The organism is Pseudoduganella aquatica, from assembly GCF_020865585.1.
GTDB lineage: Bacteria > Pseudomonadota > Gammaproteobacteria > Burkholderiales > Burkholderiaceae_D > Rugamonas > Rugamonas aquatica_A.
In genome coordinates this window covers 2,980,956-2,996,050 of record NZ_CP086370.1, presented here as the reverse complement: position 1 = coordinate 2,996,050, position 15,095 = coordinate 2,980,956, and the positions used below count along the sequence as shown (strand labels likewise).

The 15,095-nt window shown below is 62.2% G+C and carries 14 protein-coding genes; 6 read left to right on the top strand and 8 right to left on the bottom strand.

Annotation, left to right across the window (positions count from 1 at the left end; all coding sequences use genetic code 11):
- Nucleotides 1–98 precede the first annotated feature (98 nt).
- Nucleotides 99–3,791 (top strand): TonB-dependent receptor, encoded by a 3,693-nt coding sequence (locus KT882_RS13335; RefSeq protein WP_228896141.1) that lies wholly within the window; start codon nt 99–101, stop codon nt 3,789–3,791.
- A gap of 106 nt (nt 3,792–3,897) precedes the next feature.
- Nucleotides 3,898–4,404, top strand: a complete 507-nt coding sequence (gene msrA / locus KT882_RS13330; protein ID WP_161075410.1) for a peptide-methionine (S)-S-oxide reductase MsrA — start codon at nt 3,898–3,900, stop codon at nt 4,402–4,404.
- Nucleotides 4,405–4,406: 2 nt separating this feature from the next.
- Here the strand turns inward: msrA and KT882_RS13325 are convergent, their stop codons facing one another.
- Both KT882_RS13325 and KT882_RS13320 read right to left on the bottom strand, forming a co-directional pair.
- Nucleotides 4,407–4,622 carry a hypothetical protein gene (locus tag KT882_RS13325; RefSeq protein WP_161075411.1) on the bottom strand — a complete coding sequence of 72 codons (216 nt, stop codon included), beginning with the start codon at nt 4,620–4,622 and terminating at the stop codon, nt 4,407–4,409.
- Between the two features lie 71 nt (nt 4,623–4,693).
- Entirely contained in the window at nt 4,694–6,196 is a 1,503-nt protein-coding gene (locus tag KT882_RS13320; RefSeq protein WP_161075412.1) for an extracellular catalytic domain type 2 short-chain-length polyhydroxyalkanoate depolymerase, read from the bottom strand.
- 196 nt (nt 6,197–6,392) lie between these two features.
- Here KT882_RS13320 and KT882_RS13315 point away from each other — a divergent pair, with 196 nt between their 5' ends.
- Nucleotides 6,393–6,587 carry a hypothetical protein gene (locus KT882_RS13315; RefSeq protein ID WP_228896139.1) on the top strand — a complete coding sequence of 65 codons (195 nt, stop codon included), beginning with the start codon at nt 6,393–6,395 and terminating at the stop codon, nt 6,585–6,587.
- Nucleotides 6,584–6,838: a PIN domain-containing protein gene (locus KT882_RS13310; protein WP_228896137.1), complete on the top strand. Its 255-nt coding sequence runs from the start codon at nt 6,584–6,586 to the stop codon at nt 6,836–6,838. Before KT882_RS13315 ends, KT882_RS13310 begins: the two co-directional genes overlap by 4 nt.
- A 206-nt stretch (nt 6,839–7,044) precedes the next feature.
- Here KT882_RS13310 and KT882_RS13305 read toward each other — a convergent pair whose 3' ends face one another.
- The 3 genes from KT882_RS13305 to oxc form a co-directional block, all read right to left on the bottom strand.
- Nucleotides 7,045–7,485 (bottom strand): PAS domain S-box protein, encoded by a 441-nt coding sequence (locus KT882_RS13305; RefSeq protein WP_228896129.1) that lies wholly within the window; start codon nt 7,483–7,485, stop codon nt 7,045–7,047.
- A 63-nt stretch (nt 7,486–7,548) separates the two neighbouring features.
- Nucleotides 7,549–8,802: a formyl-CoA transferase gene (frc, locus tag KT882_RS13300; protein ID WP_228896127.1), complete on the bottom strand. Its 1,254-nt coding sequence runs from the start codon at nt 8,800–8,802 to the stop codon at nt 7,549–7,551.
- Nucleotides 8,803–8,828: 26 nt separating this feature from the next.
- Complete coding sequence (gene oxc / locus KT882_RS13295; protein ID WP_228896125.1) at nt 8,829–10,538, bottom strand: oxalyl-CoA decarboxylase; 1,710 nt, start codon at nt 10,536–10,538, stop codon at nt 8,829–8,831.
- A 144-nt stretch (nt 10,539–10,682) separates the two neighbouring features.
- Here oxc and KT882_RS13290 point away from each other — a divergent pair, with 144 nt between their 5' ends.
- Entirely contained in the window at nt 10,683–11,291 is a 609-nt protein-coding gene (locus KT882_RS13290; protein WP_161075418.1) for a Crp/Fnr family transcriptional regulator, read from the top strand.
- Between the two features lie 293 nt (nt 11,292–11,584).
- Nucleotides 11,585–11,749: a hypothetical protein gene (locus KT882_RS13285; RefSeq protein ID WP_161075419.1), complete on the top strand. Its 165-nt coding sequence runs from the start codon at nt 11,585–11,587 to the stop codon at nt 11,747–11,749.
- A 49-nt stretch (nt 11,750–11,798) separates the two neighbouring features.
- On the opposite strand, the gene KT882_RS13280 is transcribed toward KT882_RS13285, so the two are convergent.
- The 3 genes from KT882_RS13280 to oxlT form a co-directional block, all read right to left on the bottom strand.
- Nucleotides 11,799–12,812 carry a 2-dehydropantoate 2-reductase gene (locus KT882_RS13280; RefSeq protein WP_161075420.1) on the bottom strand — a complete coding sequence of 338 codons (1,014 nt, stop codon included), beginning with the start codon at nt 12,810–12,812 and terminating at the stop codon, nt 11,799–11,801.
- Between the two features lie 17 nt (nt 12,813–12,829).
- The gene (locus KT882_RS13275) at nt 12,830–13,597 is read right to left on the bottom strand and encodes a fumarylacetoacetate hydrolase family protein (protein WP_161075421.1); all 768 of its coding nucleotides are present in this window, start codon (nt 13,595–13,597) and stop codon (nt 12,830–12,832) included.
- Nucleotides 13,598–13,709: 112 nt separating this feature from the next.
- Entirely contained in the window at nt 13,710–15,041 is a 1,332-nt protein-coding gene (gene oxlT / locus KT882_RS13270; protein ID WP_228896123.1) for an oxalate/formate MFS antiporter, read from the bottom strand.
- Nucleotides 15,042–15,095: the final 54 nt, after the last annotated feature.

The window sequence follows — 15,095 nt, the reverse complement described above, 5'->3', positions numbered from 1 at the left end:
TCAATAGGGTGATTATTTCCTGAGCGACAAACACACATTCAAACTCCAACAATAAACTCAGTTCGCAATTAATAATTCCTCAAAGGGAGACGGAGAGAATGCACATCATCGCAAACGGCCAGCTTCGGCCAAAACGTTTGAGCTACGCCATTGCCCTGGCACTTGCCAGCAACATGGCCATCGCACAGGAAGCACCGAAAGCGGCCGACGCGCCGGCCAAAGACGCAGTGGTCCAGAAAGTCGTGGTCAGCAGCACCCGCGCTTCGCAGCAAAGCAGCATTGACCGCAAGAAGAACGCGGCCACCGCACAGGATTCCATCGTCGCCGAAGACGTCGGCGCCCTGCCCGACCGTAACATCGGTGAAGCCATTTCCCGTATCGCCGGTATTGCACTGGACCGCGGCGACTTCGGCGAAGGCGTGAGCGTGGCCGTCCGCGGCAACTCCGCCGACCTGACCCGCGTCGAGATCGACGGCCAGGGCGTGCAAGCGGGCGGCGGTACTGACCTGAACGGCGGCGGCAGCGGCCGCGGCGTGGAATTCCGCGAAATGTCGTCCGACCTGATCAAGAGCGTGGACGTGGTCAAAGGCTCCACCGCCGACATGACCGAAGGCTCGCTGGGCGGCGGCATCATCATCAAGACCCGCACCGGCCTGGACTTCAAGAAACCATTTTATTCGCTGCGCGTCGCCGCAGCGCAGAACTCGCTGAACGAGAAATGGACGCCGGACACCAACCTGATCCTGGCCAACAAATTCTTCGATGACCGCCTGGGCGTCATCCTGAACGTGACCACATCGCAGGCGCGCAACGAAGGCCATTCGGCCCAGGTCGCCACCAGCGCCAACCAGGGCTATGCGCGCGCAGTTGATTTCGACAACTCGCCGGAAAAGACCTTCAAGTTCAATCCGAGCACCGTATCCACCTCGGACCCGCTGGCCACTACTACCCTGCTGGCCAGCCCGCTGATCGCAGGCGGCTTCTTCAACGCTGCCACGCCGCTGGACCTGGTGACGCGCTCGGCCGCCGCCAACTCGAAAGCGGACTGCTACGCCGCCTTCCCGAACCTGACCACCGCGCAGCAGAACGCAATCACTGCCGGCGCTCCACGCAATGCCGCCATCAACCAGCGCGGCAATGAACTGCTGACCTGCTTGAACCAGTGGAATGACTACACGCCATCCCTGGTGCGTTACCTGGAGAAATCCCAGGTCGACAAACGCCGCTCCGCCGACCTGCGCCTGGACTTCAAGGTCAACAATGAGCTGACCGTGTACGCCAAGGGCAGCATTCAGCGCCGCAAAGTGGACGACAACTTCCTGACCTACAGTCTGGGGGGCCTGACCACCAACGCGGCCTCGACCTCCACGCCGACGTATAGCGGCGCCACGTTTAGCGACGCCACCGGCTCGCGCGTTGCCATCCCCGGTTCCGGTTACTATACCTACGACACGCCTAGCTTCCGCACCAACGCGTTCCCTATCGCCGGCACCGTGGCCAACGTGGACCCGCGCTCGGTGACGGTGGACGCCAACCACCACGTGACCAAGTTCACCATCAGCGACGGCAACGTCGGCGTGGACCAGATTCACAACACCATCGAAACCAGCAGCACCTATCTGCAAACCGGCGGTACCTACCGCAACGGCCCCCTGCTTGCGGAATTCTTCGTCGGTAGCGCCAAGTCCGACTTTTCGCGTGGCGACAAGCGCACGTCGTGGAGCTACAACTACGGCCCAGCCACGCTGCAAGTGCTGCCGAACGGCCTGTGGACCCACACCTTCCCGCAAGGCAGCACTTTCGATTCGTCGAATCCGGCCAACTTCGCCGTGGCGCGGCCTGCGGTTGCGGCGCTGGCGGCGGTACCCGCCTCGGCAACCGTGCCAGTGGCCATCCCTGCCTACACCATCAACCAGCAACCACTGCTGACCCAGGCGCCGTCGCTGCAGTTCACGCCGCGCCTGAACGAAGGCGGCGAACGCACGGCCAAGGTGGATCTGACCTACGCGCTGAACGACCAGGTGCCTTTCCTGTCACGCATCAAGACCGGTATCAACCTGCGCAACACCTTCGGCGAAAGCTGGGCGCCGAACGGCGACTATGTAGTCAAAGCGGCAGTGGGCACCTTCGGCACGCCTGGCTACATTCCTGGCGTCTACATGCCGCAGACTATCGTCCGCTCCACCTTTGTCGGTTGCGAAAACACCGCCGGTTCGCTGGGCGCAGGCGGCGCGGCATGCAAGTACGGCTACAACCCCGCCCTCAATCCGAGCAACACCAGCTCAGGCCAGCTCGTCGTGACGCAAAAACAGTTCCTGGACATCCTGACCCAGTCCATGACCAAGCCAACCACCACCTTCTTCAATGGTGCCAAGGACCGTCCGGAAAATCTGCTGAATGGCTGGACACAGATCGACGTGGAGAAGGTATTCGCCCTGACCGGCATACCAAACGTCAACTACGACTGCGTGAAAGAGTGCCTGGCCAGCGACGGCAAGGTCTACAAGAAACCGTCCAACAAGTTCGACGAAAAAGTACGTTCCGGCTACCTGATGACCGATTTCACCATCGATCACCTGCCAGGCACCACCAAGGCGCTGCCATTCAACTTGGAACTGGAAGGCAACTTCGGCTACCGCATAGTTAACACCAAGGTTTCCGGCACTGGCATCCTGGGCTTCCAGACCATTCAGAAATCTCCGTCGTACAATCCTTCGAACCCGAACGCAGACGGCGGCACCATCACCAACACGCTGATCGTTCCTACCACGCTCAACGCCAGCACCACCGACTACATGCCATCGCTTAACCTGGCGCTGTGGGCGATACCAGACCAAGTGGTGCTGCGTTACAACCGCGCCAAGACCGTCGCGCGGCCACCGGTGACGAGCTTGCTGCCATCCGGCACCTGCACCTACGACGAGCGCAAGATCGACACCCTGACCGGTACCGAACTGGACCAGACCTGCACCGGCACCATGGGCAACCCGGCCCTGCGTCCGCAGACCAACTGGAACCAGAACTTCTCGCTCGAGTGGTACCCTAACCGCGACACCACGTTCAACGTGTCCTACTTCCACCAGAAGGGCATTATCGGACCGAATGAAGTGCAGAGCCGCAGCGACGTAAAACTGTTCTCGGGCACCGAGCTGGTCGATCCGGTCACCGGCAAGTCGCTGGGTGACCTGGACTTCAACTACCGCACCTACGACAACGGTGCGGCGACCACCCGCAAGGGCATCGAGTTCCAGAGCAAGACCGCGTTCACCTTCCTGCCGTCGATCCTGAAGTACACCGGTTTTGATGCGAACTACACCAAGCTGCGCTCGGCTGTTTCGGCCGTCAACGTTGTGGACCTGATCACCGGCACCCCGCTGCCGCCGGCACGCGAGTCGAAGTATTCGTACAACGCTGCTCTGTGGTATGACGATGGCGGTTTCTCGGCCCGCGTGGCACTGCAGTTCGTGGCGCAGCAGTTCACCTGCATCGCCGCCTGCAACGCCAACACTGTGAACAACTACCCAAGCTCGCCTGGCGTGACCCGCATCACGGTCACCCCGTATAACCCAGGTTCGCCTAACTTCAAGGACGCCACCCGCTTCGTCGATGCCCGCATGGCTTACCGTTTCGCCAACGGCATCGAGATCTTCGCCGAAGGCCGCAACCTGGGCAAAGCGACCACCTCCAACAGCCAAGGTCCATACTCGCCGTTCGCGGATGGTACGCCTAACCTGCTGGACTACGCTTACGCCGGCCGCCGCATCATGATCGGCATGACGATCCGCAACTAAGTTCGTCGGCAGTTCCCTGGCTGTTCCCGCAACCCGGCCTCGCGCCGGGTTGTTTTTTTGCATTGTGGCTATACTTATGCAGCCTAAACACTGCAAAGGAACTGGCATGAGCACTACTACTGAAACCGCGCTGCTGGCAGGCGGCTGCTTCTGGGGCATGCAGGATTTGCTGCGCCGCTATCCGGGCGTGCTGAAAACGCGCGTCGGCTATTCGGGCGGCGACGTGCCGAACGCCACCTACCGCAACCACGGCACGCATGCCGAGGCGATTGAAATCGTGTTCGATCCGGCCGTGATCAGCTACCGCAAGATCCTGGAATTTTTCTTCCAGATCCACGATCCGACCACGCGCAACCGCCAGGGCAACGACCTGGGCACCAGCTACCGCTCGGCCATCTTCTACACCAGCGCCGAACAGCAGCGCGTGGCCGAAGACACCATCGCCGACGTGAACGCCTCTGGCCTGTGGCCGGGCAAGGTGGTGACCGAGCTGGCGCCGGCCGGCCCGTTCTGGGAAGCCGAGCCGGAGCACCAGGACTACCTGGAGCGCCTGCCGCACGGCTACACCTGCCACTTCATCCGCCCGGACTGGAAACTGCCCGCCCGGGCCTGATCCTACTGTTCCGGCATGCCGCGCAGATGCTCGATATCGGCCACTGCGCATTTCCAGCTCGCCTCGTCGCCCAGTGCGGCGAGCGAGTCCAACGGCAACTCGATTTCTTTCAGCACCTTGCCAGACAGCGAAATCCGGTAGCGCAGGCTGCTGTATTCAATGTCGTAGGTATTGCGCAGGCCTTGCTGCCTGGAATAGCTTTCGTGTGACATGGCCATGATGGTCTCCCAAGTAAGAACCAGTACGTACAGCTTAGCAAAGATCGGCTGCCGGCGTCGCCAGTGAGCGGTCAGGGGCAAGTGCCGATAATGTAGAACCCCGGCGCCGTCTGCGCCAGCGTGTTCGTGAAGAAGATATTGTTCAGCCCCATGTTCTGGTTCGAGCCCTTGGCCAGCGCGTAACCGCCGCTGCTGACTGCCCGGCCCGCCGTCACGTGCGCGTAATTGCTGGCCGTGGTGGCGCTGCACACATAGCCGGACGCGCTGGTGGTGGCGCTCACCGGAGTGGATTCCGCGCCGGGCGCGCCGCCCGCATCCAGCGCCCGCACGGTGTAGCTGTAGGTGGTGCTGGCGGCCAGGCCGGTATCGGTATAGCTCGTCGCCGTGACCGGATTGGCGTTGATCTTGCCGCCGCTGCGGTACACATTGTAGCCAGCCGCACCGGCCACGCTATTCCAGGCCAGGGACACGCTGCTGCTGCTCACGCTGCTCACGGCCAACCCGGCCGGCGCGGGCAGCGTGCCTTCGCCACCGCCTCCTCCGCCAGGGCCTGCGCCTGCCGCCACGCGGTCCACCATGGCTTTGATGGCAGCCATCTGGCGCCCGCTTTTTTTGGCGTAGTTGGCGTCGTCATACCCCCACCAGTCCCAGCAGCCATTCGGATTGCCTGCGCTGCTGGGCGCGGTCTGCGGATACAGCACGATGATGTTGTTGGTGTCCGCCCAGCGGTTGTAGCCGGTGTTGCGGTAGTACTTGTCCTGGATCTTGGTCGTATCCTGCTGGCAGCCGTGCACCACCACGTGCAGCTTGCATTGCTGCTGGCTGCCGCAACTGGCCGGCACATAAGCCCAGCCGCTGGCCGCCATGCCATGCGCGGCGGGACTGGCGATAAACTCGGCCTGGTCAAACTCCACAAAACTGCCGCCCAGCGTGCCCGTGTTGCGGGTGTTCAGCGGGCCGTAGATCCATTGCAGGATATTCCCCGCCAGGTCGAAATTGCAGTTGTTGATGTAGGGACTGGCCTTGGTGCTGCAGCCGCTGCCGAAGAAGTCCGTCACCATGGCGTGCTCGGACGCCAGATTATTCTTGTAAAAGATATTGGCGCTGGCGATGTAGTTTTTGTAGTAGCTGTTCGCCTCATTCATCACCAGCTGCTTGACGGTGCTGTCTATGGTGCCGGAATACAGATAGACTTTGGAGCCGGCCAGGTTGCTCGTGGGGTCGATCAGGCCCTGGCTGGCCCAGCTGTTGGTGGTAGATACCAGCGTCGCCGTGGCGGGCTTGCTGAAGCTGCTGGCCGCCATGCAGGGGCCGAGAGCTGTGCTCACCGCGCCCTGCGCGCAGTAGTAAGGTCCGCCGGCGACGATGCCCGCGCCGGCCTTGAAGGTGGCCGAAAACGCCACATGCAATTGCACGGCCATAAAGCCGCCCGAGGACAGGCCGGACACCGAGGTCTTGGCAATATCCACGTTATAGGATGGAAGCGGCACCGGCGCAGCCAGCACCGACGCCTGAACCCCGGCGGCAAGCAGAGCAATGCCAAGCAGGCGGGAATACGCTGCAGAGTTTGTCATTGAAAGTCTCCTTTACTCGACCTGCGGCGGCAGCCGCCGCGCCTCCCCCTAGGGGAAAGTCGATAGTAATAGGATTTTCAATGGAGGCGGCGCACACACTCGTAACTAGCACCTCCACGCGCAAGCCCAACTTGGTGATTCGGAGTACACTTTCCTTGGCAAGCTATATGTGTAAATACAGGCTAGGGAGGGAGCAATGCGCAAATCTGCCCACAAACTTATTGAACCAGCGATCGCAGCTGGCCACAGGCAAAATCATCATACCGATGCAGAACTTCCTCCGATTGAACGGCGGAAGGCCGCGTTGAGCAAAGTCTTCGGCATACTTAAAGGCCGTACTGACGCTCCCCAAGACGGACTGGCGTTTCAGTTGGAAATGCGTTCCGAATGACCGCAGCGCTATTTGACACCAATATCATTATCGATGCGTTGAATGGGCGCGAAGCGGCGGCGGCAGAGCTGCTCGCCTACAGCGACGCTGCCATCAGCATCATTACCTGGATTGAAGTCCTAACCGGCATGCCGGCTGCTGTCAGGCCAGAGGTCGAACAGTTTCTAGCCGATGCAGCGCTAACCGTAGTGTCTTTAACTGGCGCAATCTCCGCAGAGACCGTGCGAATCCGGTACGCCGCACTACACTAACTTCCCAAGCGCCGGCTCAAACTGCCTGATGCAATCATCCAGGCAACTGCAAACTGCACGGGCAGGTTACTGATCACGCGGAATACAACCGACTTCAGCGGCGGGGGAATCAGAGTCCCCTATGAAATCAATGCAGATGGAGTAGTGATCAATGTCCTCCCCACTCCGCAAGGGAACTCCTGAAAATGTAATTGCCCGATGGCGTGCTAAGCCGAGGCGGCTGCCGCTGCTGCCGCTTCCAGCTGGGCTACGCGGATGCGCAGCTGGCGCTCTTCGGCCCAGCGCACGGTTTCGTCGCGGATGACGGCGACGATGGCGGTGACCTTGCGCGCGTCGTCGAACAGCATGGCCACCGTGAACGCGATCGACAGCGTGCGGCCTTCCTTGTGCAGCGCCGGCACGCGCAGCACGTCGTTGCCGTAGCGGGTCTCGCCGGTGGACATGGATTTGTTGTAGCCGTCCCAGTGCCGCTGCCGCTGGCGCTCGGGGATGATCAGGTCGAGCGACTGGCCCAGCGCGTCCTCGCGCGTAAAGCCGAACATGCGCACCGCCGCGTCGTTCCACACGGTGATGGCCCCGGCCGCGTCGCACACCACCACCGCGTCGCCGATGCCTTCCACCAGTTGCTGGTAATCCTTGCTCTGCATAGCTGTCTCCCAAAATAAACGGGGGCGGAATGCATCCGCCCCCGGGTTAGCCTCAAGGCGAGCTTACACGGCCGATGCGGCGTGCAGCGCGGCGATCTCTTTCGAGCTGTAGCCCAGCGTTTCCAGTACTTCGTTGGTGTGCTCGCCCAGCAGCGGGGAGCCGGTGATTTCCACTTTCAGGTCGGAGAACTTGATCGGGCTGCCTACGGTCAGGTATTTGCCGCGCTCTTTGTGGTCCACCTCGGTGATGGTGCCGCTGGCGCGCAGCGACTCGTCGTTGGCCAGTTCTTTCATCGTCATCACCGGCGCGCAAGGAATGTCGAACTTGCGCAGGATGTTCACCGCTTCGAACTTGGTCTTGTCGGCCAGCCAGGCTTCAATGGTGGCGAAGATGTCGAAGATCTTGTCCTGGCGCGCCGAGGCGGTCATGTAGGCAGGGTCTTCTATCCACTCCGGCTTGCCGATGGCGCGGCAGATCGGCGCCCACGCGTGGCCCTGGATGGTGAAGTAGATGTAGGCGTTCGGATCGCTCTCCCAGCCTTTGCACTTGAGCACCCAGCCCGGCTGGCCGCCGCCGCCCGCGTTGCCGCCGCGCGGCACCACGTCGCTGAACTTGCCGTGCGGGTATTGCGGATATTCTTCCAGGTAGCCGATGCGGTCCAGGCGCTGCTGGTCGCGCAGCTTCACGCGGCACAGGTTGAGCACGCTGTCCTGCATGGATACGGCCACCTTCTGGCCCTTGCCGCCGTTGCGGTTGCGCGCGTGCAGCGCGGTCAGGATGCCGATGGCCAGGTGCATGCCGGTGTTGCTGTCGCCCAGTGCGGCGGCGCTCACGGTTGGAGGGCCGTCGTCAAAGCCGGTGGTGGAAGCCGCGCCGCCCGCGCACTGCGCCACGTTCTCGTACACTTTCAGGTCTTCGTAGTGGTGGCCGTCGCTGAAGCCCTTGACCGACGCCACGATCATGCCGGGATTGAGTTCGCGGATATGCTCCCAGGTGAAGCCCATGCGGTCCAGCGCGCCGGGGCCGAAGTTTTCCACCAGCACGTCCGACTGCTTGATCAAACGGGTCAGCACTTCCTTGCCTTCAGGCGTCTTGGTGTCCAGCGTCAGCGACTTCTTATTGCTGTTCAACATGGTGAAGTACAGCGCGTCCACGCCGGGAATGTCGCGCAGCTGCGAGCGCGTCACGTCGCCCGCGCCGGGGCGCTCGACCTTGATCACATCGGCGCCATACCAGGCCAGCAGCTGGGTGCATGCCGGGCCAGCCTGCACGTGGGTGAAGTCGATGATCTTGATGCCTTCTAATGGTTTGGTCATTTAAGTCTCCTGGTGTTGTTCGGTTTTTACTTCTTGCCTGCGGTGCTGGGGTTCAGATTGGTAAGGCGGCCGCTCTCCGTGCCGGCGGTTTCGTCGATGACGGCGTTGATCAGCGCCGGCTTGCCGGCCGCGATGGCCTCGGTCAGTGCGCGCGTCATTTCCTCCGGCGTGGTGACGTGGTAGCCCACGCCGCCGAAGGCTTCTATCATCTTGTCGTAGCGGGCGTTCTTCACGAACACGGTGGGCGCCACGTCTTTGCCGCCGGTGGGGTTGACGTCGGTGCCGCGGTACACGCCGTTGTTGTTGAAGATAATGGTGGTCACGGGCAGCTCGTAGCGGCAGATGGTTTCCAGCTCCATGCCGCTGAAGCCGAAGGCGCTGTCGCCTTCGATCGCCACCACCGGCTTGCCGCTGGTGACCGCCGCGCCGATGGCGAAGCCCATGCCGATGCCCATGATGCCCCAGGTGCCCGAGTCGAAACGCTTGCGCGGCTCGTACATGTCGATAATGCTGCGCGCAAAGTCCAGCGTGTTGGCGCCTTCGTTGACCACGTTGATGTCCGGCCGGGTCTTCAGCACGTCGCGGATGGAGCGCAGCGCGCTGTGGAAGTTCATCGGCGACGGGTTCTGCGCCAGCATGCCCGCCATCTTGGTCAGGTTCTTGTCCTTGCGTTCGGCGATGGCCCCGGTCCAGGCCGGATCAGGCTTGCCCTGGCCGCTGGCGCGGATGCCGTCCAGCAGCGCCGTCACGCAGGAGCCGATGTCGCCGATCACCGGCGCGGCAATCGCCACGTTGCTGTCGATCTCGGTGGGCGAGATGTCGATCTGGATGAACTGCTTGGGGCTGCCCCAGGTCTTGCCTTTGCCGTGCGCCAGCAGCCAGTTCAGGCGCGCGCCGATCAGCATCACCACGTCCGCTTCGGCCAGCACGTAGGAACGGGCCGCCGAGGCCGACTGCTCGTGGGTGTCCGGCAGCAGGCCCTTGGCCATGGACATGGGCAGGTAGGGAATGCCGGACTCTTCCACCAGCGCGCGGATGGCGGCGTCGGCCTGGGCGTAGGCTGCGCCTTTGCCCAGCAGGATCAGCGGCTTCTTCGCGCCTTGCAGCAGCGACAGCGCGCGCTGCACCGAGTCCGGCGCAGGAATCTGGCGCGGCGCCGCATCCACTACCTTCACCAGCGAGCGGCGGCCGTGTTCGGCGTCGATCACTTGTGCCAGCAGCTGCGCCGGCAAGTCCAGGTAGACGCCGCCGGGACGGCCCGACACGGCGGCGCGGATGGCGCGCGCCACGCCGATGCCGATGTCCTCGGCCTTGTTGATGCGGTAGGAGGCCTTGGCGTAAGGCTTGGCCGCGTTCAGCTGGTCCATCTCTTCGTAGTCGCCCTGCTGCAGGTCGACGATTTCGCGTTCGCTGGAACCGCTGATCAGGATCATCGGGAAGCAGTTGGTGGTGGCGTTGGCCAGCGCGGTCAGGCCGTTCAGGAAGCCGGGCGCGGACACGGTCAGGCAGATGCCGGGCTTCTGCGTCATGTAGCCGGCGATGGCGGCGGCGTTGCCGGCGTGCTGCTCATGACGGAAACCGATGAAGCGCATGCCTTCGGCTTGCGCCAGGCGCGCCAGGTCGGTGATCGGGATGCCGACCAGGCCGTAAATGGTGTCGATGTCGTTGTGCTTGAGGGCGTCGACTACCAGGTGGAAACCATCGGTCTGCTCGGATGCCGCTGCGGTATTGGTCATGATGAGTGTCTCTTATATTGTGGTTATGAAACGGGCCGGTTGTTGAAGGCCATATTAGCGAGAGCACTTGTTTTCTCTCATTGACCGCGGTCAAGATTCAAAGGAAGATGCTTAACATTTCCAGATCGGTATCAATTTCTAGCCATGACGCTGTTAGCCAATCACCCCGAACGCAATGTGCTGCGCGTGCAGCTGCGCCAAAATATCGTGCTGAAAGAACTGCGCGAAAGCGAGATGGCGGCGCTTGAGCCCTACCTGAGCGTGGTCGATTGCCAGAAGGGCGACCTGCTGCTGAACCAGGGCGTGCACGAGATGGAGCAGTATTTCATCCTGGACGGCATACTCAAGCGGGTGGTGACCAACCAGGAGGCCAAGGAAATGATTTTGCGCTTCGCGGCCGAGCGCGACATTGAAACCAGCTACGCGGCCTGGCGCCTGAAGACGCCCACGCCTTACAGCATCGTCTGCGTGAGCAAGGCGCGCGTGGCCAAGCTGCCCATGCCGCAGTGGGTGGCGTTTTTGGAAAGCCATTCCCAGCTCAAGCAAAGCTTCGAATACGAGGTGATGCATTTGATGAGCGAGATCATGGGCCACACCATTACCCTGCATCTGCTGGACGCGCCGGGCCGCGTGCACCGCTTTGTGCGCAAGCATGGGGAGATGTTTGAGCGCTTGCCGAAGAAGCAGCTGGCAGCGTATCTGAATTTGTCGCCGGAGACGCTGAGCCGACTCAAAAACCAGGGCAAGATTTAGCGGCTCTGGCGGATCCGGCGGGTTACGCGGCTCCGCCGCTAACCCGCCCTACGAATGATCAACTTCCGCGTAGGGCGGGTTAGGCGCGAAGCGCCGTAACCCGCCACGAATCTTGACCGCGGTCAAGAATCCTGAAATTAGGAATATGTGGAAAAACCGGGTTTTTCATAGGCAATATTCTTACCGGTGATATCTGATATGCGCGTCCGCAATTGGCGGCGTGCTGGGCGTCTACCTATACTCGTTTCATACCAAACGCGTTGGCACCCATTCTTAACTTCAGAGGAAATATCATGACCACCATCACCAGCAAACAGACCCGTCCCGCCACCGAACAAGCAGCGCCGTTCAGCCTGATGTTCATCATTGAAACCCTGTTCGCCGTCAACCTGCGCGAACAGCTGGACGCCAGCACCGGCGGCGACAAGAGCGACGCCAAATACACCTACGGCCTGTAATTCAGCCGCAAAGCAAAACGGACGTCCTTGTGAGACGTCCGTTTCTTCATCAGGCCGCCATTTTTTGCAGCCTGACCTGCCCTCTCTCATCGGCCATGGTCCGCTCCAGCATTTTCACCAGCGCGTAGACCGCGTCGATATGGGGCGTTGCCGTGCCGGTAAGCCGCCCCAGTTCCACCACCGAGCCGACCAGGGCGTCGATTTCCGGCCCCCTGCCTGCCTCGATATCCATCAGCATCGACGTCTTGTGCCGCCCTACTTTCTCGGCCCCGGCGATGCGCTTGTCCAGCGTGACGCGGAAGGTCACGCCCAGCTGGTTGGCCACCGCCTCCGCCTCCCGCATCATGTCCGCCGCCAGGCCGCGCGCCAGCGGATACTGGCAGATGCCCTCCAGCGTGGCGTGGGACAGCGCGCTGATCGGGTTGAAGCTCAGGTTGCCCCACAGCTTGAGCCAGATCTCGGACCGGATATGGTCCAGCACCGGCGCCTTGAAGCCGGCCCGCGTAAAGCAGGCCGAGATGGCTTGCACCCGGTCGCTGTTCGAGCCGTCCAGCTCGCCCAGCGGGAAGCGCTCGCCTTCCACATGCCGCACCACGCCAGGCGCCACCAGCTCCGAGGCCGGATAGACCACGCAGCCAATCACGCGTTCCGGCGCAATGCGCGCCGCCAGCAGGCCGTCCGGGTCCACGCTGTGCACCACCCGCCCTTCCAGGCTGCCGCCGTGGCGGTGGAAATACCAGTACGGTATGCCGTTCTGCATGGTGACCACGCTGGTCTCCGGGCCGAACAGCAGCGGCAGCTGGTCGGCCACGGCCGCCACCTGGTGCGCCTTCAGCGCCAGGATCACCACGTCCTGCGGTCCTGCTTCGGCGTAGTCGTCCGTGGCCGTCACGTTGACCGCCACCTTCTCCGTGCCGTCATGCTCGATCAGCTTGATGCCCTTGTTGCGGATCGCCATTAAATTGGCGCCCCGCACCAGGAACGTCACCTGCTCGCCTGCCAGGGCCAGCCTGGCCCCCACCAATCCTCCTATTGCTCCCGCCCCTACTATGGCGATTTTCATTTTCAGCTCCTTGGTTTTTACTCAAAACGGTTGCTGAGCTTGCCAATGCCGTCGATCTCGACCTCCACAATGCTGCCCGGCCGCATCGAACCGACGCCGACCGAGGTGCCGCACAGCAGGATGTCGCCCGGATCCAGCGTCATGTCTTTGGAAATCCGGCTCACCAGCTGGGCGGCGGAAAACACCATGTCGTTGATCGGGTAGTCCTGCCGCACTTCGCTGTTGAGGATGGTCCGCACCACCAGCATGGCGGGGTCCAGGCCGGTGGCGATCACCGGGCCGAAGGGGCAAAAGGTGTCGAAACCCTTGGCCCGCACCCATTGCGGAAAAGTCGGATCGCGCTTGATGATGTCGTTCACGGTGACGTCATTGGCACAGGTATAGCCGAATATATGGTCCGGGGCGTCGGCCTCGGAGACGTTGAAACAGGTTTTGCCGATCACGATGGCCAGCTCGCCTTCGAACGCCACCTTGTCCTCGCACAGCGGCTTGCGGATGGTGGCGCCGGGGGCCAGGTAGGAGTTCGGCGTTTTCAGCAGGTACAGCGGCTCGGGCGGCGGTTCCAGCCCCAGCTTGCGGCCCAGCGCATGGAAGTTGTTCCACATGGCCAGCACCTTGCCGGGCACCGCCGGCATCAGCAGCTTCACGTCGGACAGCTGCAGGGTGTAATCGGTCGGCGTGGGCGCATCGAACATATCGCCTTCGTAGATGCGGATTTTGTCGCCTTCCACGGTGCCGAAACGCACGGTGTCGAAGTGTTGGAAGCGCAGCCAGCGTTTGATCATGTCGTTCTCGTTTCGAAAGGCGCCGGCGTGCAGAGTCCCTCGGCGGCGGCAGCGGGAGCTGCGGCTGCCAGGGCTGCTGCTGCAGCCGGCGCGTATCAGTCAGGGGGTTGGACTAGTTGGCAAGCCGGGCGGCGGCCGCCAGGCCTTTTTCGTCGGCCACTTCAACCGGGGTGACGGCAGTGTCCATGAAGCGTTTGCGCATCGGACGCAGCACCCACCAGGCCATGAAGGCAGCCACCGCGTTCAGGCCGCAGCCCACGAAGAACACCGCTTCCCAGCTGCCGGTGGCCGCCGTGATGACGCTCGACAGCGGCACGAAGATCGACGCCGTGCCCTTGGCCGTGTACAGCAGGCCGGCATTGCCCGCCGCGTTCTTGGTGCCGAAGGTGTCGGCGCAAGTAGCGGGGAACAGGCTGTAGATCTCGCCCCAGGCAAAGAACACCAGGCCGGTCAGGATCACGAACATGATAGGATCGCGGCCCCAGTAGTACAGCGCCAGGATGCCCACAGATTCCAGCGCGAAGGCGATGAACATGGTCTTCTCGCGGCCGATCTGGTCCGACACCCAGCCGAAGAAGGGTCGCGTCAGGCCGTTCAGCACGCGGTCGATGGCCAGGGCGAAGGTCAGTGCAGGCAGCACCATGCCCATGACGTTGAAGGTCACGCCGTCAATTTTGAAGTCCTTGGCGATAGGACCCATTTGCGCGGTCGCCATCAGGCCGCCGGCAGCCACCAGCACGAACATCGTGTACATGACCCAGAACACCGGTTTGCGGATGATCTGCGACGGGCCGAATTCGGCGCGGCCTTGCTGCACCTTGGTCTGCTTCTGGATCTTGCTCGGCACGTGGGCCGGTGGACGCACCATCAGCAGCGCCAGCAGCATCACAATGGCGCCCTGGCCGATGCCGAAGGTGAGGAAGGTGGACTCGTAGCCGCTTTTGGCGATCATCATGGAGATCGGGATAATGGTGGCCGCCGATCCGGCCCCGAATCCCGCCGCCGTCAAGCCCGCCGCCAGGCCCCGGCGATCCGGGAACCATTTCAGTGCCGAACCCACGCAAGTGCCGTACACCGCGCCGGCGCCGATGCCGCTGATGGCTGCCGCGATGTAGAGCATGGTCAGCGAGTCGGCGTAGGAGTTCATGATCCAACCCAGCGCGCACAGCAGGCCGCCAAACAGCACTACGGGACGTGGTCCCCATTTGTCGACCGCCCAGCCTTCCACTGGCACCAGCCAGGTCTCGGTCAGGATGAAGATGGTGAAGGCAACCTGGATGGCGGCCTTGCTCCAGCCGTACTTGTCGGCGATAGGGTTCACAAACAGGGTCCAACCGTACTGCAGATTGGCGATCATGGCCATACAGATAATGCCCATGATGAGTTGTAGCCAGCGGTACGAAGGAGGCCTGATCACTGGCGCGATGTCATCGTCATGCTTCATTTCGTTATCTCCATTAAATTTATTATGTGGGACTGTGTCTGGTCGACCGTGTCA